This is a genomic window from Blautia sp. St.27G3 (genome assembly GCF_059728505.1).
In genome coordinates, this window is record NZ_BAAGFO010000002.1 from 294364 (window position 1) to 313881 (window position 19518).

A 19518-nucleotide genomic window follows, 5' to 3' on the forward strand; every position below is an offset into this window, starting at 1 on the left:
AGTTTCCTAACACCCCGGTTTTATCTGGTTTCCGACCCATTCTTTACTCCCGGATTCCAAGAAAAGCACCCAGATTTCCTCTGCGTCCCTTTGATGCCCGGTGAGAAAACAGAATCTCGGGATTACAGCAGGTGCATACGTCTGTCACCTCAATATGCTCCGGTAAAATACCAGCGCGCAGCATATTCTGGCGGCAGGCCTCCCAGAGATTCAGCTGATACTTAGCTCCCAACGGATGAGAATGGTCTGTCTTCTGATAAAATAGCTGCGGCCAGAGCTCCTGCGCATAATGTGCCCGAAATTGCTCTATAACATCCTCGCTGACCTCATAGCAGTCCTGGCAGATCGAAGGACCGATCGCTGCCAGAATCTCTGCTGGTTCGCTCCCATAATGCTTTTGCATTGCCTGAACTGTCTCTGCCGCAATATCGCTGACGGTTCCTCGCCATCCGGAATGTGACAGCCCGACTGCCCGGTGTACCGGGTCCACAAAATACAGAGGCACACAGTCCGCGTAAAATGTAGCCAGAACAACGCCCGGCACATTCGTAATCAGGCCATCTACATCCGTATAATCTCGTTTTCTTAAATATCCTTTCCCGCAGTCCGCTTCTGTCACCTGACGCACATGGTTCGTGTGCGTCTGATCAGAACAGACAATCTTCGTATCATCAAATCCAATCGCAGCGGCCAGTCTTTTATAATTTTCCCTCACGCGCTCCGGATCGTCTCCCCTTGAAAAGCTGAGATTCATTGTTGAAAACTCCCCCTCGCTTACGCCTCCGATGCGGCTCGAAAAACCGTGCACAAAATCTGTCTGTGCACAGAGCGATGAAAACGTAAAATACAACACCCCATTTTTATGATTCTCCGTCAAAGTCTGTTTTCCTTCTTTTCGTTTCAAACAGATCCCCCTTTCTGTTCAATATCCTTATCTCCTCTGTCTCAACCTTGAAATGCATCCTGAATCAGCGTAATCTCTTCTTCCAGAAATGCAAGCACATCAAACCGCTGCGGCATCTCTGTGCTGATGCCCTGTTCCATGACATACCACTGGGCGGCCTGCAAAATTTTTCGCTGCTTGCGCCTGTTCACAGCATCCAGTCCGCTGCCCTTATACATGCTGCCACGGTATTTTACCTCGACAAACACGAGATACCCGTCCTCCGCTGCAATCAGATCAATCTCTCCTGCACGGCAGCGATAGTTAGCTTCCAGAATACGATATCCGCAGGCTTCGAGATACTCTGCCGCTTTTTGCTCATACTTTGTTCCTGTTTCTCTTTTATTCATGTATGAATCGCCGGTCTCTCCCCTTTGCATGCATAACTTCAAATCATACGATCAGACAAAATTTCCGATAAACGAATTTCTATGAATCGGCGATGGACCGTATTGTTTCAGCGCCGCAATGTGCGCCGCGGAGCCATAGCCTTTGTTGGAAGCAAAGCCATATTCCGGCATGATTTTGTCGTATTCGCGCATGAGCCGATCCCTTGTCACCTTCGCCAATACGCTGGCCGCTGCGATTGACAGACTCTTTGCATCTCCTTTGATAATCGGTATCTGTGGAATATCCATCTGAGGGATGCGAACCGCATCATTCAGCAAAAGCTGCGGCTGTACTTGCAGCTGCAGCACGGCTTCGCGCATCGCCTCATAAGTCGCTTGCAGGATATTGATCTCATCAATACGTGCCGGTGACGCCATACCGATTCCCCATGCTACTGCCTTGTCCTGAATCTCCTCAAATAGCTCCTCCCGACGTTTCTCGGTAAGCTGTTTGGAATCATTCAGATATAAAATACGACAATTCTCAGGCAAGATCACTGCCCCCGCTACCACCGGTCCGGCCAGTGGTCCGCGGCCGGCCTCATCAATCCCGCAGATCAGACCATTGTGGGCATAAGTACGTTCATATTCCAGCATGCCGTCCAGCCTTGCATACTCTGCGGCAAGCCGTTCCTGTTTTTTCCTGTATTTTGCAAGCAGGCTGACAACACCGGCTCTCCCATCGTCTGCATAAAGCGCAAACAAACGGGAAAGCGCAGCGTCATCAGCCTGCAAAAACTCCTGTTTTATCTCTGCAATCTTTTTCATCTGCTTCAAACACCCTGTATTTTTAAATTTACCACAAAAAATTCATCTTGTTCATCGGCCAAATCCGCAAAACGGCCCGCCCGATAATACTCTCTCTCTTTATCATACCAACGCTCGGCTCACGGCTGTCTGCACTGTTATTCCGGTTGTCTCCCAGAACAAAATACTCGTCTCTGCCAAGTGTAACCCCGGCAGCTGCCAGCCCCGGATTTCGAATCGCTTCATATCCATACGAATCTTCCAGCACTTTCCCATTGATGTACACTCTGCCATCTGTGATCTGCACCGTCTCACCTGGAAGACCGATCACACGTTTGATATAAAAAGTATCCTCCTGATAACGGAACGGAAATACGACAATATCATACCGATCCGGTTCCACGAACCGGTATGATATCTTATCAACAATCAAACTGTCCCCGTCATTCAGAGTCGGATACATGGACTCACCGCTCACTACGGTGCGTTCCCCGACATACTGCACAATGAGATAAACCGCGCCAAAAAAGAAGACCAGATACAAAATCCAGCTCAGAAGCTCTCTCACTATGCCTTTTCTTTTTTTCTTATTCTGACGCAATCTTTTTCACCACCGTTTACTGATGTTTTAAAAAGCCAATATCTGATAACGGCCAGATTCGCAGCCATGCACGACCTGTAATTGAGCTGCGCTTTACATTGCCAACCGCATCCGAACGGCTGTCTTTGCTGTTATTGCGATTATCCCCCAGAACAAAGTACTCATCGTCCCCAAGTGTAATTGGCTCCGCTGCGCGTCCCGCATTGCGGATAGTCTCAAGGCCATAGTTTTCTTCCAGAACTTCTCCATTAATATAGATTTTGCCTTCTGCATCAATCTGAACCGTCTCTCCCGGAAGGCCGATAATTCTCTTGATGTAATGCTCCTTCGGAGATTCCTGCGGCGGGAACACAATAATATCAAACCGTTCCGGATCGCCAAACCGATAGGAAAGCTTCTCGACAATCAGATTGTCGCCATCGTTCAGTGTGGCATTCATAGAACGGCCATCTACCATGGTCCTCTGTCCTACAAACGTGATAATCAGATAAGTCAGCGCAATCACAAACAGAATATAAAAAATCCAGCTTAAAACTTCTTTTTTCAGATCCGTTTTCTTTGCGCCTTCCTCCTGCTTATTGCTGTTTTCTTGTGAAACAGTTTCATTGCTCATAATCATTCACCACTTTCTTTTTGTTCTTCTGGTTCCGGCATCTGCGGAAATTCCAGTGTAATCCTCCCGAGCCTTCCACTACGCAGATCATCTACAATCAGAGCCGCTGCTTTCTGTACATCCGGCTGCCCGCCTTTCATCCGGCATCCCCTTGCAAAAGCAATCTGCTCCAGGAGATCGGTATCAGTCCCCGCCTCCGGAAGCTGGTACCTTCTGGCCAGACATCCTGGATAATACTGTCTTACAAAAGAAAGAATCCACAGCGCGAGTTCTTCTGTCTGCAACAGCTCATCTTTGATCGAGCCAACTACAGCCAGCTTCTGTCCGACTTGCTGATCCTCGAACTTGGGCCAGAGAATCCCCGGGGTATCGAGGAGCTCCACATTTTTGTTGAGCCGAATCCACTGTTTTCCCTTTGTGACCCCCGGTTTGTTACCCGTCTTTGCACATGCCTTTCCGGCAAACGTATTGATAAAGGTAGACTTTCCGACATTCGGTATTCCCACAACCATGGCCCGCACAGGCCGGTTCAAAATCCCCCGCTTCCGGTCACGTTCCAGCTTTTCCTGGCATGCGGTACGAATGATCTCCTGAATCTGTTTCATCCCTGCACCGCTGCGTGCATTGATTCTGGCAGTAAAATATCCTTGTTCCCTGAAATACGCCGCCCAGGCCTCATTCTGCTGTTCATCAGCCAGGTCAGCCTTATTCAGCAAAATCAGCCTTGCCTTGTTTTTCCCGAGTTCATCTATATCCGGGTTTCGGCTTGCAAGCGGAACCCGCGCATCGGTCAGCTCGATCACAAGATCAATCAGCCGGATATCTTCCTGCATCATACGCTTTGCCTTTGTCATATGACCAGGATACCATTGATAATTCATGCGCCACCTCTCAATTCTTCAGAAATCCACGGTGCGAAGATGGGGAAAGCACAAACCAGACCTTACCCTCGATATATTCGCTTTTTACCACACCGACATCCGCAAAACGACTGTCCTCGCTGTTGTTGCGGTTATCGCCAAGTACGAAGTACTCTTTATCGCCAAGCGTGATCGGGTTGCCGGCAAGCCCCGGATTCGTAATTACAGGATAACTCTTTTTTTCAAGATATACAACATCATTTATATAAATCATGCCATCTTTTATCTGAACTGTCTCTCTTGGAAGGCCGATAATCCTTTTAATACTGGAATGTCCCGTTGTGCTGCCATTTGGCTTAAAGGATATAACATCGCCGCGCTTCGGTGAACCAACCTGATAAACCAGAGAGTTCAGAAGCACCGTATCACCGCCGGACAATGTGACATCCATGGACTGACCTATGTTTGTGCGGGACTGTCCAAAAAAATACACCACAACGTAAGCAAAAAGGATTATTACAAGAATCTCAAAGGTCCAGAGTAGAATATTGCGGATAATAGAATGTTTTTTCCCCGGAACAGGGAGCGCTTTCTTTTCCTTTCGCACTTAAAAAACTCCTTTATATCTCAAACGGAAACGCAAATGGGGACAATTCATATATGAAATTGTCCCCGGAATGCTTTCTTATTTCACCAGTTCTTTTACTTTGGCTCTCTTTCCAACGCGTCCTCTTAAGTAGGTCAGTTTTGCACGTCTTACTTTTCCGTGTCTGATTACTTCTACCTTTTCAACGCTCGGAGAATGCAACGGCCAGGTCTTTTCAACGCCAACACCATTTGAATTCTTACGAACCGTAAATGTTGCTCTGACGCTTCCGCCCTGCTTCTTGATCACGATTCCTTCGAAAACCTGAATTCTCTCACGGTTTCCCTCTTTGATCTTTCCGTATACCTTAACGGTATCGCCTACGCAAAACTGCGGTACTTCTGCCTTAAGCTGGGCAGCTTCGATGTTTTTGATAATTTCGTTCATTGTGTGCCTCCTTCTATTCTGGATGTTCTTAATACATGTCCACAGGAACACTGCCTGCCGACAATACAGCCTTCATCGAACCGATGCAAAAGCTGTGTAACAGAGGACCATCTCCTTCTCACAACGTTTTAATACTAACATGCTTTTTTCTAAAATGCAAGAAGTTTTGCCAAAAATCCCTTTTCTTCTTCCGTAAGCCGCTCCTCCTGCTCATCCTGCAAAAGCGCCCTGAGGTATTTGCGATCTTTCTTGTCAAACTCCGCACCGGACAACAGTTCCGGCCTGTTTCGCAGCGTCCGTAAAATCGACTGATCGCGCCTCCACCGGTCCACATTGCCGTGATGCCCGGATAATAGAACCGGCGGTACTTTCTTTCCCCGCCATTCTTCCGGACGGCTGTACTGCGGATATTCCAGAAGACTTCCCTGAAAGCTTTCGAACTGTCCGGACTCCTGGTTGCTCAGAACGCCGGGAACCATCCGCGCAATAGAATCCATCATTACCATTGCAGGAAGCTCCCCACCCGTCAGCACATAATCGCCGATGGAGACAAAATCTGTTGCGATCTCTTCCAGAACACGTTCATCTATTCCTTCGTAATGGCCGCACAAAAAGATCAGATCTTCTTCTCTGGCAAGCTCTTCTGCCATCGCCTGATCAAATACCTTTCCCTGCGGCGTCAGATAAACAAGACGCGGACTGCTCTTTCTGTTTTCCACCAAAGCTTGATATGCACGGTACACCGGCTCCGCCTGCATCACCATTCCGGCCCCTCCGCCGTATGGATAATCATCAATCCGTCCATTGCCCGTGACGGAATAATCTCTGATATTCACTGTCGTGAGCGATAAAAGCCCTTTTGCAATGGCCCTGCCTGTAATGCTGGTGTTCATCCCGTTTTCGATCATTTCCGGAAACAGCGTCATTACATAAAAATTCATTCCAGCAATCCCTCCAGCAAATGTACTGTCATCTTATTATTTTCGGTATCCACATGCAAAATGCACTGACGAATGGCCGGTATCAGCACGCTTTTCCCATGTTCCATCTCTACCTCATACACATCGTTGGCTCCGGTCTGAATTACCTCTTTCAGCACGCCAAGATATGCGCCATCCTCTGTGGACACCTCCATGCCGATCAGGTCTGCAATAAAATATTCGTTCTTCTTCAGCTTTACTGCATGTTCTCTGGTCACGTACAGAGCTTTGCCCTTGTACGGCATGACATCCTCAATTTTATTATGATCCTTGAATTTCAGGATCACCAGATTTTTAAAAAACTTTACCCCAATAATCTCCAGTTCTTTTTTCCCATCCCTGACATCGACCAACACATGTTTCAACTTTTTGAACCGGGCAGGGTCGTCCGTTGTCGGAAATACCTTGACCTCCCCCGCAATCCCGTGCGTGGTAGTCACTGCTCCTACCTGTAATATATCCTGCATGATTCCCTCCATTGTATTCTCGTACCCAGCAAAAAAGCAAAACAGTGATATGAAAACAGCTTGTAACAAGTCTCCCTGCCCAAGCTGTTTCTCAGTTCGTCACTGCTTTATGTTATTGCAGAATATCCACAATCACACGCTTATCTTCCTTTGATGCTGCTGCTTTTACCACAGAACGGATGGCCTTTGCAATCCTTCCCTGTTTTCCGATTACCTTTCCCATGTCAGATGGCGCAACCTTCAGCTCCAGCACAAGGGCTTTTCCGCTTTCCTTCTCAGTAACCACTACTTCATCCGGATTTTCGACTAGAGACTTTGCAATTACTTCAACTAAATCTTTCATTCAGTCACCTCTATCTTACTTCTCGATGCCAGCTACTTTGAAGAGTTTGCTTACAACCTCTGTCGGCTGAGCTCCATTTGCAAGCCACTTCTTAGCCAGCTCCTCGTTAATCTTGAACTCGCTCGGATCTGTGTTCGGATTGTAAGTACCGATTTCTTCGATACATCTTCCATCTCTCGGGGATCTGGAATCAGCAACAACGATTCTATAGAAAGGAGCCTTTTTCTGACCCATTCTTCTAAGTCTGATCTTTACTGCCATTTTTTTCACCTCCTTAGATTTAATAAGAGTTATGTTGAATTATGTTAAAAGGGAAGTTTAAACTTACCTCTTTTACCTGCTTTACCTCCGAACAGCCCGGAGTACTGCTTCATCATTTTTCTGCTCTGCTCAAACTGCTTGACAAGCTTGTTGACCTCACTGATGTCAACGCCGGCTCCGTCTGCAATCCTCCGCTTTCTGGATGGATTGAGAATGTCCGGATTGGAACGCTCTTTCGGAGTCATAGACAGAATGATCGCTTCAACCTGATTCATCTTTTTCTCGTCTACGGCATCTTCAAGCTGTTTCATCTGAGCGCCGCCAATACCAGGCATCATACTCAGAATGCTGGAAAGCCCTCCCATATTTTTCATCTGATTCATGCTTTCCAGATAATCGTCAAAACCAAACTGCGCTTTTCGAAGCCGCTGCTCCATGGATCTGGCTTTTTCCTCATCAATTGTCTCCTGCGCCTTCTCAATCAGAGAAACTACATCGCCCATACCGAGGATTCTCGAAGCCATACGATCCGGGTAAAACTGTTCCAGATCGGAAAGTTTTTCGCCCATACCGACATACAGAATTGGCTTTCCACAGGTCGCCTTGATCGAAAGCGCTGCTCCGCCTCTTGTATCTCCGTCAAGCTTTGTAACGATCACACCGTCAATTCCGATCTTTTCCTCAAACATGGAGGCTACATTTACCGCATCCTGTCCGGTCATGGCATCCACAACCAGCACAGTCTGATCTACTTCTACGGTCCGCTTAATCTCCTGCAGCTCACGCATCATATCTTCATCAATATGAAGCCGCCCCGCCGTATCGAGCATTACGGTGTTATATCCCTGCTGCTTTGCGTATGCAATCGCCTCGCGTGCAATCTGCACAGGGCTTACCTTGTCACCAAGTGTAAATACCTCTACCCCCTGCTTCTCTCCATTTACCTGAAGCTGCTTAATCGCAGCCGGCCGGTAAACATCACAGGCAACCAGCAAAGGTCTGCGGCCCTTGGACTTAAACTTGCCCGCCAGCTTGGCGGCTGTCGTCGTTTTTCCGGCACCCTGAAGACCTGCCATCATAATGACAGTAATCTCAGCGCCTGACTTCAGAATAATCTCTGTCGTCTCAGAGCCCATGAGCGCTACCAGCTCGTCGTTTACAATCTTTATAACCATCTGTCCGGGATTCAGACCATTCATGACATCCTGCCCGATCGCCTTTTCCTGTACAGACTTGATAAACTGCTTTACTACCTTAAAACTGACATCTGCCTCCAGAAGAGCCATCTTTACCTCGCGAAGCGCTGCTTTGACGTCCGCCTCGGTCAATCGTCCCTTGCTGCGCAGATTCTTGAATACATTCTGCAGCTTCTCCGATAAGCTTTCAAAAGCCATATATTATAACTCCTCTAAAATCTGTTGTGAAATCGCAAGCACCTTTTCGGCAAGCGCCTGCTTTTCTATTGTTTCATGCTGTGCAGACAATACCTGTATCTCCTGTACACTGCTCCGGATTCTCAGAAAACGCTCCACAAGATGAAGCCGTTCTTCATAACTCTCAAGCATCTTGTTGCAACGCTTGATCAATTCGTGAATCCCCTGGCGGCTCACGCCAAACGATTCTGCGGCCTCCGAGTACGACAGATCATTCTGTACGACCTCTTCATATACGCGACGCTGATGCTCGGTCAGAAGCTCACCGTAAAAATCATAGAGCAGAGATTGTTTTAAAAGCTGATCCATTGTCTGTCACCTTTGTTGGGGCGGGTATTTGCGAAACAGTGTATGGCGGACGCCCCTGTAGAAGATACAAAAACGGGGTTCCGGCAAACAAGTCACCCCTTATTTTGTATCTTCTACAGGAGCTGACTTTGAAATAGTTTCGTAACTGCCTGGTTGTTATCATAAACGAAATGCAGGCGGGTGTCAAGTATTTTTTCTTTACAAACTTTTGTTCGAATTATGATCATCAGAATATCTATATTCTATCTGTTAAAACATCAAAAGATTACAGGCTCGCCGTTTTGAATACCGGGGTGTAGCCGTGTTCTTCTAGGGTTTTGATGATCTTGTTTTTGTGTTCTGTTCCGAACGCTTCCATCGTGATCGTCAGCTCTACTGCGGCGTTTCGGTTGGTGCTCACAAACTGGTTGTGGTCAAGTCGGATGACATTTCCCTGCTGCTCTGCAATGATAGAAGCTACGCGTACAAGCTCGCCGGGACGATCGGGAAGCAGAACGGACACGGTGAAAATCCTGTCTCTCTGAATCAGTCCATGCTGTACGACAGAAGACATCGTAATCACGTCCATATTTCCACCACTTAAAACAGAAACGATCTTTTTGTTCCTGACGTTCAGATGTTTCAGCGCCGCTACTGTAAGCAGGCCGGAATTTTCTACGATCATTTTGTGATTTTCCACCATGTCAAGGAAGGAAACAATCAGCTCATCGTCGCTGATCGTAATAATATCATCGATATTTTTCTGAATATACGGGAAGATATTGGTTCCCGGAGTCTTAACAGCAGTACCGTCAGCGATTGTGTTAGCACTCGGAAGCGTCACAACCTGACCAGCTGCCAGGGACTCTCTCATACAGGCCGCCCCTTCCGGCTCCACACCAATCACTTTAATCTTTGGATTCAGAAGTTTTGCCAGCGTCGATACGCCGGTGGCAAGGCCACCTCCCCCGATTGGCACCAGAATATAATCAACAAGCGGAAGCTCCTTTACGATCTCCATCGCAATCGTTCCCTGTCCGGTCGCTACAGCCGGATCGTCAAACGGATGAATAAAGGTATAGCCATTTTCCTCTGCCAGCTTGTAAGCATACTCGCACGCCTCATCATACACATCTCCGTGAAGAACTACTTCTGCACCGTATCCTTTTGTTCGGTTTACCTTGATCAGCGGAGTTGTCTCCGGCATCACGATTACCGCCTTGCAGCCGTATGCCTTCGCCGCATATGCCACACCCTGCGCATGGTTTCCCGCAGAAGCGGTAATCAGGCCCTTTGCCCGTTCCTCTTCTGACAGCGTACTGATCTTATAGTACGCTCCGCGGATTTTGTAGGCGCCTGTCACCTGCATATTTTCTGCTTTCAGGAATACTTTATTTCCTGTCTGTACACTGAAATATTCACTGTAAATCAGTTTTGTTTCCTGTGCCACTTTTTTTACACATTCGGAGGCTTCCTCAAACGCCTCCAACGTCAGCATCTCCATCTCTTTTTCCTTCCCGTCCCTTTGCAGGCACAAATCACAAAATATTTTATTCTTTTACATCAAATAACGCGTTCACAAACTGATCTGCATCAAATTTCTGCAGATCGTCAATCGTTTCGCCGACGCCGATATATTTTACCGGAATTCCGAGTTCCGCGTGAATTGCCACGGCAATACCGCCCTTGGCCGTCCCATCCAGCTTCGTCAGAATAATGCCTGTGATATCCGCCACTTCTTTAAACTCTCTCGCCTGGGCCAGAGCATTCTGTCCTGTCGTTCCATCCAGAACAACCAGCGTCTCGCGAAATGCTTCCGGATATTCCCGCTCAATAATGCGGTTGATCTTTCCAAGCTCATTCATCAGATTCTTTTTATTGTGAAGGCGGCCTGCCGTATCGCAAAGCAAAACATCAGCGTTTCTTGCTTTGGCCGATGCAATCGCATCATAAACAACGGAGGCAGGGTCAGACCCTTCCTGTCCGCTGATGATATCCACATTTGCACGGTGCGCCCATTCGGTCAGCTGCTCTCCTGCTGCTGCACGAAATGTATCAGCAGCAGCCAGAACTACCTTTTTGCCCTGATCTTTCAGTTTACCTGCCAGTTTTCCGACGCTCGTCGTCTTTCCGACACCGTTTACTCCAATCACCAGGACCACAGATCTGCGGTTTTCAAACTCGTAAGCAGTCTCTCCGACATCCATCTGGTTCTTGATACTGTTAATCAGGAGCTGCTTGCATTCTGACGGCTCCTTAATGTTTTGCGCCTTCACCTGCGCCTTTAAATCCTCGATAATGGATGTCGTGGCATTGATTCCGATATCACCCATTACAAGAATTTCTTCGATCTCATCATAAAAATCGTCGTCAATACTGGAAAAACCGTTAAAAATCGCATCAATTCCCGAAACGATATTGTCTCTTGTCTTTGCCAGTCCTGCTACGAGACGTTTAAAAAACCCTTTCTTTTCTTCCATCTCATCACACTCCATTCGGGTTATTCATCAAGATCATTTTCTATAAGATTTACAGATACCAGAGCAGACACACCTTTTTCCTGCATTGTAATTCCATACAGGCGGTCGGCTGCTGACATCGTACCTCTTCTATGTGTAATAATAATAAACTGTGTATTTTTTGTCAACTTATGCAGGTAGCCGGCATACCGGTCTACGTTGCTTTCATCCAGAGCAGCCTCGATCTCATCGAGCAGACAGAACGGCGACGGCTTCAAGTTCTGAATCGCAAACAAAAGTGCGATCGCAGTCAGCGATTTTTCTCCTCCTGACATCTGCATCATATTCTGAAGCTTTTTTCCGGGCGGCTGTGCAATGATGCGAATGCCTGCGTCCAGGATATCCTCATCCTCCACAAGCTCCAGTTCGCCTTTTCCTCCGCCAAAAAGCTGCTTGAACGCCTTGTCAAACTCTGTCTGAATGCGTGCAAACTGCTCCCGGAACTGAATCCGCATTCCGTTATCCAGCTCTTCAATAATCTTCAAAAGCGCGTCTTCTGCTTTTTGCAGATCTTCATGCTGTGCTGCTAAAAACGTATGACGCTCAGACAGCTCTTTATAATCCTCAATCGCGTTGACATTGACGCTGCCAAGGCTTTTGATTTCGCTTTTCAAAACAGATATACTTTTTTTGAGGGAGGCTGCATTTCCTGCTTCTTCATCACGAAGCTCTGCTGCAGAGCTGAACGTGAGTCCATATTCCTCCCACATGTAATTTACCAGGTGATCCTTTTGTTCCCCCATCTTTTCAAGCTGTGCATTTAAACGAAAATGCTCTTTATCCAAAAGGCTCATGCGCTCTGAAAGCTCTTCACGGTTTGCGAAAAACTTTTTATGCACTGCGTTCTTCTCTTCTTTTTCTTTCGTAAAAGCTGCAATCTCCTCCGAAAGTTTCTGTTCCAGCTCTCCTGACTGGGAAAGGGTCTCTCGGATTGCCGCGATCTGCGCCTCTTTTTCCGCAACACTCCCTGCCGCATTCCCGATTTCCGCTTCAAACTGACAGCGGTCGGACAATAGCTGCTCTTTCTCCTGTCCAATCCTGGCAATATTCTGTCGGATAAATTCCGTTTTCTGTGTAAGCGCAGACAGTTCCAGATGAATTTTTTCCGTACCGGAAAGCACGCGGGCTTCTTCTTCCCGTTTCACTTCCAATTCTTTTTGTGCGTCAAAAATTCGCGCCTGCGTTTCCTGCTCCGTTTGCTGTGAGCAGGAAAGTTCCTCCTGCTCTCTGGCCTGATTCTCCTTGATTTCCCGAATCTGCTGCTCAATTTCACCGGATTCCGTATGAATTCTGCGATACCCCTGATCTGTGCTTCCGGTTTTTTCGTTCAGCTCTTCCAGTCTTAATCTGGCAGTATTTTGTGCCAGATATTCTTTTTGGAGTTCATCCTTCAGCCGTACCAGGTCATCCCGCATGCGATTGCGGCTCAAACGGCACGTATCAATCTGCTGCTGCAATTCTAGCAGCCCTTCTTTTCTTTTCTGTACCTGTTTCTCCAGATCTTCAATTTCCCGGCGACGTCCAAGAAGATTACTCGAATTGCGGAAAGCACCTCCGCTCATGGAACCGCCCGGACTCAAAAGCTCCCCGTCGGTCGTTACAATCCGCAGGGAATGACGGTATTTGCGCGCCAGCGCAATTGCCTGATCCACCTGGTCTACAACCACCGTTTTCCCGAGAAGGAACTGTATCAGCTCCTTATATTTTTCTCCTGCTGTTACAAGACCGCTCGCCAGGCCGATCACGCCCGGTTCTTTTAATGCCTGCGGCGTTGAAAAACCGCCTTTTCCACTGATTCCGGACAACGGCAGAAATGTCGCACGGCCAAATTTATTGCGTTTTAAAAATTCTATCTGATGTTTGGCAGTCTCTTCTGTGTCTGTTACAATGTTCTGAATGCTGCCCCCAAGCGCAGTCTCAATCGCTACCTCATACGCTTTTTCTACTTTGATAATATCGGCTACTACACCAAGAATACCGGGATTTCGCTCCTTTTGCTCCATCACACGGCGAATGCTGTTTCCATAGCCGTCATACCGTTCTGCAATATTTTTCAGCGATTCCAGACGCGATGCTTCTCTGTGATATTCCGTCTGCTCGCTCTCCATGCAGCGATTAAATTCTGAAAGTTCCTGCTGTGTATCGGCAAGTTCCTCATTCAATCCCTCGCTTTTGGAGGTGAGTTCTGCAATGCGTCCGCTTATCGCGTCGTACTCTTTTTGAATCTCCGCACCCGCCGCTTCATGCTCCGCTTTTTCACTTTTAAGCTTTAACGCCTCCTGCGAAAGCTGAGCCTTGCGAATCTGCGCCTGTTCGAGCATTGCGCCGTATCGCTGCATCTTTCCCTTCAGCGTGGCTCTCTGATTCAGAAGCGTGATAATACTGCTCTTGCCGCTTTCAATGGTATCCTCCAGTTGTGCGATGTCATTCCTCACTGCAGCCGCCTGCGAAGCCGCCTCTGCTTCCCTCCGGGAGACCTCCTCTTTTTGATGACGAAGCTCCTCCAATTCTTCCGCGGCTTTCTTTTCATCCTCTTCATGCTCAGCGATCTGCTGCCCAATAGCCTGCACACGCGATTTCAGATGTTCGTCACTCGTCCTTGCCGTATTAATCTGCTCGCCGAGAAGTTCAATCTGATTTTCAAACTGCTGCCTCCGCAGCTGCCCCTGAGAAATAGACTCCCGCTTTTCCTGTAAAATAACATCCAGCTTTTCAAGCTCTGCCTCCAGCAGCTCATATTCTTCCTTTGCTTTTTCATATGCTGCCTTCGTATCGCCAATCTGTTCCTCAGCCTGATTTTTTTTCTCTTCCACCTCCTGAAGTTCCCTGCGCAGCCGCTCAAACTCCAGTAAAAACAGATTGACGTCATATTTTTTTAATTCATCTCTCTTTTGAAGGTATATTTTCGCTGTTTCAGCCTGTTTTTCAAGCGGTCCAAGCTGACGCGTCAATTCAGAAAGAATATCGTTTACACGCACCAGGTTCTGACGCTCTGCCTCCAGTTTTTTCTGAGCTGTGTTTTTGCGGCGCTTGAACTTCACGATTCCTGCCGCCTCATCAAAAAGTTCCCGGCGTTCCTCCGGCTTTCCGCTCAGAATCTTATCAATCTGCCCCTGTCCGATGATGGAATACCCCTCTTTGCCGATACCCGTATCATAGAACATCTCATTGATATCTTTTAACCGCACCTGCGTGCCATTTAACAAATACTCACTTTCTCCGGAACGGTAAACCCGCCTTGTAACTGTCACCTCATCATAGGATACCGGAAGGCGATGATCCGCATTATCCAGTGTAATTGATACCGATGCATACCCTAACGGTTTCCTCGTCTCTGTACCTGCAAAAATTACATCCTGCATACTGGCGCCGCGAAGCTGTTTTGCGCTTTGCTCCCCAAGTACCCAACGAACAGCATCCGCCACATTGCTTTTGCCACTCCCGTTCGGTCCTACAATCGCTGTAATTCCGTTGTGGAACTGAAATATGATCTTATTTGCAAAAGACTTAAATCCATGCACTTCAATGCTTTTCAGATACATCTTCTGTCTTCCCTTTCAATCCGATGATTGCGCGATAGGCAGCTTCCTGCTCGGCACTTTTTTTTGTACTTCCGCGGCCGCTACCCATGGCATTTTTACCAATCATTACTTCCACAAGGAACTGTTTGGCGTGATCCGGCCCCTCTTCTCCTGTGATGACATACCGGATCTCTTCATCTTTATAATCGCGCTGAACAATCTCCTGCAATATAGTCTTGCTATCATAAAAGAGTTTTTTATGCTCGATATCGGTCAGAATAAATTTCTCTACAAACTCTTTTGCATTAGCAAAACCACCATCCAGATAAATTGCGCCGATCAGCGCCTCCATTGCATCTGAAATAATAGAGTTGCGATATCTGCCTCCCGTGTGCTCTTCGCCCTTTCCAAGAAGAATGTATTTTTCCAGGCCAATTTCCCTTGCACACAAAGCAAGCGTCGGTTCGCACACAATGCTTGCCCGAAGCTTGGTCAGCTGGCCTTCCGGCATCTCCTGATACTGATGAAACAAAACGTCGCTGCTGGTCAACTCCAGAACCGCGTCTCCCAGAAACTCCAGCCGCTCGTTATCATGCTGCGTCTCCCTGTGTTCATTTGCATAGGAGCTGTGGCACATTGCCTGGCGCAGCATTCTGATATCGTGAAACATATATCCAATCTTTTTTTCCAATTCCTTTAAACTTATTTCTGCCATCCTGAACCTTTCTGTCCTTGTAAAAAGGAGGCTTTCAAAGCCTCCCTGTTCTATCCGATCGCGTTTCTGATCGCCTCAGCCGCATCGCCAACTGAAACAATCTTTTCTGCCTTTTCATTTGGGATCTCAATATCGAATTCCTCTTCGATGCCCATAATGATCTGGAAAACGTCCAGGGAATCCGCCCCAAGATCATCCACAAACGTTGTTTCCGGTGTGATCTCATCGGCATCCACATTCAATACCTCTGCGATAATACTCTGTAACTTTTCAAATTCCATAATACTAGCTCTCTCCTTTTTCTGTTTCTTCTATTGAGATATGTTCTTTGATTTTCTCATTAATGCGTTGCTCGGTAAACTGCACGCACTGATAAATGGAATGCTCCACTTCCTTTGCCTTGGAACTTCCGTGCGTTTTAACCACAAGTCCTTTCAGTCCCAGTAGCGGTGCTCCCCCGTATTCACTTGCATCAAAGGACTTCATCATTCCTTTTAATGCCGGCTTTACCAGTAATGCCCCTACTTTTGTTTTTAAACTCTGCATCATACAGCCTTTTATCTTCTGAATCAGGGTTCCTGCCACGCCTTCATAAAGCTTGAGGATCACATTTCCTACAAAAGCTTCACAGACAATCACATCACAGACGCCATCCGGAATATCCCTGGCTTCCACACTGCCGATAAAATTCAGATCGCTGCACTGTTTCAGAAGCGGAAAGGTCTCTTTTACAAGTGCATTTCCCTTTTCTTCTTCCGCACCAATATTTACAATACCCACACGTGGGCGAGAAATACCAAGAACATCTTCCATATAGATGGAGCCCATCCTGGCAAATTGAACAAGATGCGAAGCTCTGGCATCGACATTCGCTCCACAGTCAATCAGAAGCGCTACACCGTTCTTGGTTGGGATTAACGGCGCAAGCGCCGGACGTTCGATTCCCTTAATCCGGCCTACAATAGCCTGACCTCCTACCAGAACTGCGCCTGAACTTCCTGCTGATACAAATGCATCTGCTTCACCTCGCCGGACTTTTGATAGTCCTACCACAATGGATGAATCCTTTTTAGAGCGAATCGCAGCCACCGGCGGCTCTGCTGTCTCAATCACCTGAGAAGTATGCACGATCTCAACGCGCTCCGCCGGATACGTGTACTTTGTAAGCTCCTTTTTCACCACATCCTCCTGTCCAGTCAGGATCACGTGGATATTTTTATGGCTGGTCACTGCCTGAACCGCGCCTTTTACGATTTCTCCCGGTGCATTGTCTCCACCCATAGCGTCAACAACGACCTTTACTGTCTCACCCATGCTGTAGCCTCCTGTTTCTCTTTCGCTTCGCGAAACCTGCAAAGCTTGCTTCGCAAGCTTTCATCTACTGCATCTCTCTCCTCCACAGCAGACTCGAAAAAATGCTCCTCATTTTTCCTCGTTGATATATCCGCTCCTTACGGAGCTCTGCATCTTTCGCTTCGCGAAACCTGCAAAGCTTGCTTCGCAAGCTTTCATCTACTGCATCTCTCTCCTCCACAGCAGACTCGAAAAAATGCTCCTCATTTTTCCTCGTTGATATATCCGCTCCTTACGGAGCTCTGCATCTTTCGCTTCGCGAAACCTGCAAAGCTTGCTTCGCAAGCTTTTGATATATCATACTAGAACTGCTGGTAAAAATCAACAGGAAATTATCTGCTTATTCTCAATGTTTTGCAGGTATTCATCCGCCTCTTTTCTTGACTTAAAAACAACAATCTGCTTATTTTTCCTGTATTTTTTTAACAGTTCATAGATGTATGGCAATTGTTCCGCAGGAAAGGAAAGTATCCACTGTCTGAATTCTTCATCAAACACAGTCTCAAGCCACGGTAAATCTTCTCTCTTGCACCCTATACGTGACTGTGCTCCCAAAAGACAGACCTCTACTGGAAAATCAAGCAAAAAAACGGTATCGCACACCTTCAGCCGCATTTCGAGTGTCCGCAGATAATTTCCATCCACAATCCAGCATTCTTTTCTGAGAATTGTTTGAAGCTGTATGTCAAATTCATCTCTGGAAATATTCGTTTGGTCCGGTCTGTGCCAGATCAGATCCAGATAGTACAGCGGAAGCCCAGAAACATCTCTTAATTTCCGCGCAAACGTACTTTTTCCGGCGCCAGGACTTCCAATCACAATAACTTTTTGCATAACGCTACGTGTCCTCTCTCAATCTCAATGCTTCCAGGGACGCTTCTTCCCTGTCCACCCTTTGTTCTGCCAGTACTGTACATCAGCTTCATTCCAGTCATGTTTCTGTATTTGACGCATTACGTTAAAAATGACTCTCGTCTTAACGGAAGACCTGATTTTCCCCTGTCTTCCCTCGATTTTCTGTGCCAGAGCGTCAAGTTTCTTTTCAATATCCCGTTTCTTTTTCCCATCCACCTGTTCCCAGGAGACTGCCCGCACTGCAACTCCATACGTATAAATTCGGGCAATGCCCCACCAGAACAGACTGTCCGCCATATCTTTATTGGTGCTCTTCATCCCCGCGCCTGCGGCAGTAGAAATACAAACCGCCTGTTTGGAAAACATCCGTTCTTCCGGGCGGTGCACCATCCAGCGCCATCCATAATGGTCCAGAAATGCTTTCATTGCTCCCGTTGCATGATACACATAAACAGGACTTGCAAGTATGATTAGGTCCGATTTATCCATTGCCTCCGTAATCGGTTGAAGCCTTTCATAGTGCGGACACCTCGTTTCAGATTTTTCAAAACAAGACGTACATCCGAGACAGAATGCGTCAAAATCCCGGGGAAGAAAAAACTCTGTGATCTCGCCATTTAATTTCTCTGCTAGTTTACGTGCGATGTGATAGGTAGAACCTTTGTGGTTCTGTCCATATATTATCGTAATCTTCATGCAGTCTCCCTCTCAGAAATTATCAGATTTTTCATTCCTTATTTCTATTAAATTTCTATAAAAATTTCTTGCCATAGTTTTCTATATGCCAGTTACCCTTTTTCTATATCTGATTTTACAGAGCAGTCCCTTTTTGGGGGATAAAATATTTTCCCATGTCAACTTTTTCATGGTTCAAAAGCCATACCTTTTTGTCGATTCCGCCGGCATAGCCTGTCAGACTTCCATTTGTCCCCACAACTCTGTGACACGGAATGATAATTGAAATCGGATTATGCCCAACTGCTCCTCCAACCGCCTGTGCGGACATCCGCTCTGCTCCCCGTTTACGGGCAACAAGCCGGGCAATCTCTCCATACGTTATGACCTCTCCATATGGAATCCCACACAGTATTTCCCAGACCTCTCTTCGAAACACAGTGCCAAGCATGTGAACCGGCGGTACAGGGTCCGGTCTCTGTCCTGAAAAATAGAGGTCCAGCCACTTTCTTGCTGCCTTTATGTGCGGATGCTCCAGCTCTTGCCGCGTCGGCTCAAGGCCACGGCCATAATACTTTGCTCCCTCAAACCAAAGCCCGGTCAGTCCTGCTTCATCACAGGCAAGTAAAATTTTTCCAATTGGTGCCAGATAGGTGCCAACATACTGCATAACAGTCTCCTTAAAATCAAAATGGGAACTCCGGAAGATCTCCGACAGTTCCCATTTTATGATTCTTTACTCAACATCCATTTTAATGATTTCTTTCTTATTATACGTTCCACAAGCCTTGCAGACTCTATGCGGAAGCATCAGCTCGCCACATTTACTGCACTTTACAAGAGTCGGAGCGCTCATTTTCCAGTTTGCTCTTCTCTTGTCTCTTCTGGCCTTGGAAGTTTTGTTTTTTGGACAGATAGACAT

Annotated in this window: 24 protein-coding genes; all 24 read right to left on the minus strand. The window is 47.0% G+C overall.

The window, feature by feature from the left end; all coding sequences use genetic code 11:
* Positions 1-43 precede the first annotated feature (43 nt).
* The 24 genes from pgeF to rpmF all read right to left on the minus strand — a co-directional run bounded on the left by pgeF (position 44) and on the right by rpmF (position 19518).
* Positions 44-904 carry a peptidoglycan editing factor PgeF gene (gene pgeF / locus AC6I2O_RS10980; RefSeq protein ID WP_497742657.1) on the minus strand — a complete coding sequence of 287 codons (861 nt, stop codon included), beginning with the start codon at positions 902-904 and terminating at the stop codon, positions 44-46.
* A gap of 41 nt (positions 905-945) precedes the next feature.
* The gene (locus AC6I2O_RS10985) at positions 946-1293 is read right to left on the minus strand and encodes a YraN family protein (protein WP_120392134.1); all 348 of its coding nucleotides are present in this window, start codon (positions 1291-1293) and stop codon (positions 946-948) included.
* A gap of 51 nt (positions 1294-1344) precedes the next feature.
* Positions 1345-2100: a ribonuclease HII gene (rnhB, locus tag AC6I2O_RS10990; RefSeq protein WP_497742659.1), complete on the minus strand. Its 756-nt coding sequence runs from the start codon at positions 2098-2100 to the stop codon at positions 1345-1347.
* 28 nt (positions 2101-2128) lie between these two features.
* Positions 2129-2680, minus strand: coding sequence for a signal peptidase I (gene lepB, locus AC6I2O_RS10995; protein ID WP_120392136.1), 552 nt, complete (start codon positions 2678-2680; stop codon positions 2129-2131).
* A gap of 16 nt (positions 2681-2696) precedes the next feature.
* The gene (gene lepB, locus AC6I2O_RS11000; protein WP_120392317.1) at positions 2697-3293 is read right to left on the minus strand and encodes a signal peptidase I; all 597 of its coding nucleotides are present in this window, start codon (positions 3291-3293) and stop codon (positions 2697-2699) included.
* Positions 3294-3295: 2 nt separating this feature from the next.
* A complete protein-coding gene (gene ylqF, locus AC6I2O_RS11005; protein ID WP_120392137.1) occupies positions 3296-4174 on the minus strand; it encodes a ribosome biogenesis GTPase YlqF in 879 nt (292 codons plus the stop codon).
* Between the two features lie 10 nt (positions 4175-4184).
* On the minus strand, positions 4185-4760 hold the full coding sequence (gene lepB / locus AC6I2O_RS11010; RefSeq protein ID WP_120392138.1) for a signal peptidase I: 576 nt from the start codon (positions 4758-4760) through the stop codon (positions 4185-4187).
* 78 nt (positions 4761-4838) lie between these two features.
* A complete protein-coding gene (rplS, locus tag AC6I2O_RS11015; protein WP_120392139.1) occupies positions 4839-5186 on the minus strand; it encodes a 50S ribosomal protein L19 in 348 nt (115 codons plus the stop codon).
* 149 nt (positions 5187-5335) lie between these two features.
* The gene (trmD, locus tag AC6I2O_RS11020) at positions 5336-6127 is read right to left on the minus strand and encodes a tRNA (guanosine(37)-N1)-methyltransferase TrmD (RefSeq protein WP_120392140.1); all 792 of its coding nucleotides are present in this window, start codon (positions 6125-6127) and stop codon (positions 5336-5338) included.
* Positions 6124-6633, minus strand: a complete 510-nt coding sequence (gene rimM / locus AC6I2O_RS11025; protein WP_497742660.1) for a ribosome maturation factor RimM — start codon at positions 6631-6633, stop codon at positions 6124-6126. The genes trmD and rimM overlap by 4 nt, the downstream gene beginning before the upstream one ends.
* Before the next feature lie 112 nt (positions 6634-6745).
* Entirely contained in the window at positions 6746-6976 is a 231-nt protein-coding gene (locus tag AC6I2O_RS11030) for a KH domain-containing protein (protein ID WP_120392142.1), read from the minus strand.
* 15 nt (positions 6977-6991) lie between these two features.
* On the minus strand, positions 6992-7237 hold the full coding sequence (gene rpsP / locus AC6I2O_RS11035; protein ID WP_120392143.1) for a 30S ribosomal protein S16: 246 nt from the start codon (positions 7235-7237) through the stop codon (positions 6992-6994).
* Between the two features lie 44 nt (positions 7238-7281).
* On the minus strand, positions 7282-8631 hold the full coding sequence (gene ffh, locus AC6I2O_RS11040; protein WP_497742661.1) for a signal recognition particle protein: 1350 nt from the start codon (positions 8629-8631) through the stop codon (positions 7282-7284).
* A gap of 3 nt (positions 8632-8634) precedes the next feature.
* Entirely contained in the window at positions 8635-8979 is a 345-nt protein-coding gene (gene ylxM / locus AC6I2O_RS11045) for a YlxM family DNA-binding protein (RefSeq protein ID WP_120392145.1), read from the minus strand.
* A gap of 265 nt (positions 8980-9244) precedes the next feature.
* On the minus strand, positions 9245-10462 hold the full coding sequence (gene ilvA / locus AC6I2O_RS11050; protein WP_120392146.1) for a threonine ammonia-lyase: 1218 nt from the start codon (positions 10460-10462) through the stop codon (positions 9245-9247).
* A gap of 46 nt (positions 10463-10508) precedes the next feature.
* Entirely contained in the window at positions 10509-11438 is a 930-nt protein-coding gene (ftsY, locus tag AC6I2O_RS11055; protein WP_120392147.1) for a signal recognition particle-docking protein FtsY, read from the minus strand.
* Positions 11439-11458: 20 nt separating this feature from the next.
* Positions 11459-15019, minus strand: a complete 3561-nt coding sequence (gene smc / locus AC6I2O_RS11060; protein ID WP_497742663.1) for a chromosome segregation protein SMC — start codon at positions 15017-15019, stop codon at positions 11459-11461.
* The gene (gene rnc / locus AC6I2O_RS11065; protein WP_120392149.1) at positions 15000-15713 is read right to left on the minus strand and encodes a ribonuclease III; all 714 of its coding nucleotides are present in this window, start codon (positions 15711-15713) and stop codon (positions 15000-15002) included. The genes smc and rnc overlap by 20 nt, the downstream gene beginning before the upstream one ends.
* Positions 15714-15763: 50 nt before the next feature.
* On the minus strand, positions 15764-15994 hold the full coding sequence (acpP, locus tag AC6I2O_RS11070; RefSeq protein ID WP_120392150.1) for an acyl carrier protein: 231 nt from the start codon (positions 15992-15994) through the stop codon (positions 15764-15766).
* A gap of 4 nt (positions 15995-15998) precedes the next feature.
* Positions 15999-17027 (minus strand): phosphate acyltransferase PlsX, encoded by a 1029-nt coding sequence (gene plsX, locus AC6I2O_RS11075; protein WP_120392151.1) that lies wholly within the window; start codon positions 17025-17027, stop codon positions 15999-16001.
* 360 nt (positions 17028-17387) lie between these two features.
* Positions 17388-17900, minus strand: coding sequence for a P-loop NTPase family protein (locus AC6I2O_RS11080; RefSeq protein WP_497742664.1), 513 nt, complete (start codon positions 17898-17900; stop codon positions 17388-17390).
* Between the two features lie 24 nt (positions 17901-17924).
* Positions 17925-18617, minus strand: coding sequence for a flavodoxin family protein (locus tag AC6I2O_RS11085; protein ID WP_120392153.1), 693 nt, complete (start codon positions 18615-18617; stop codon positions 17925-17927).
* A gap of 115 nt (positions 18618-18732) precedes the next feature.
* The gene (locus AC6I2O_RS11090; protein WP_120392154.1) at positions 18733-19266 is read right to left on the minus strand and encodes a methylated-DNA--[protein]-cysteine S-methyltransferase; all 534 of its coding nucleotides are present in this window, start codon (positions 19264-19266) and stop codon (positions 18733-18735) included.
* A gap of 66 nt (positions 19267-19332) precedes the next feature.
* A complete protein-coding gene (rpmF, locus tag AC6I2O_RS11095; RefSeq protein ID WP_120392155.1) occupies positions 19333-19518 on the minus strand; it encodes a 50S ribosomal protein L32 in 186 nt (61 codons plus the stop codon).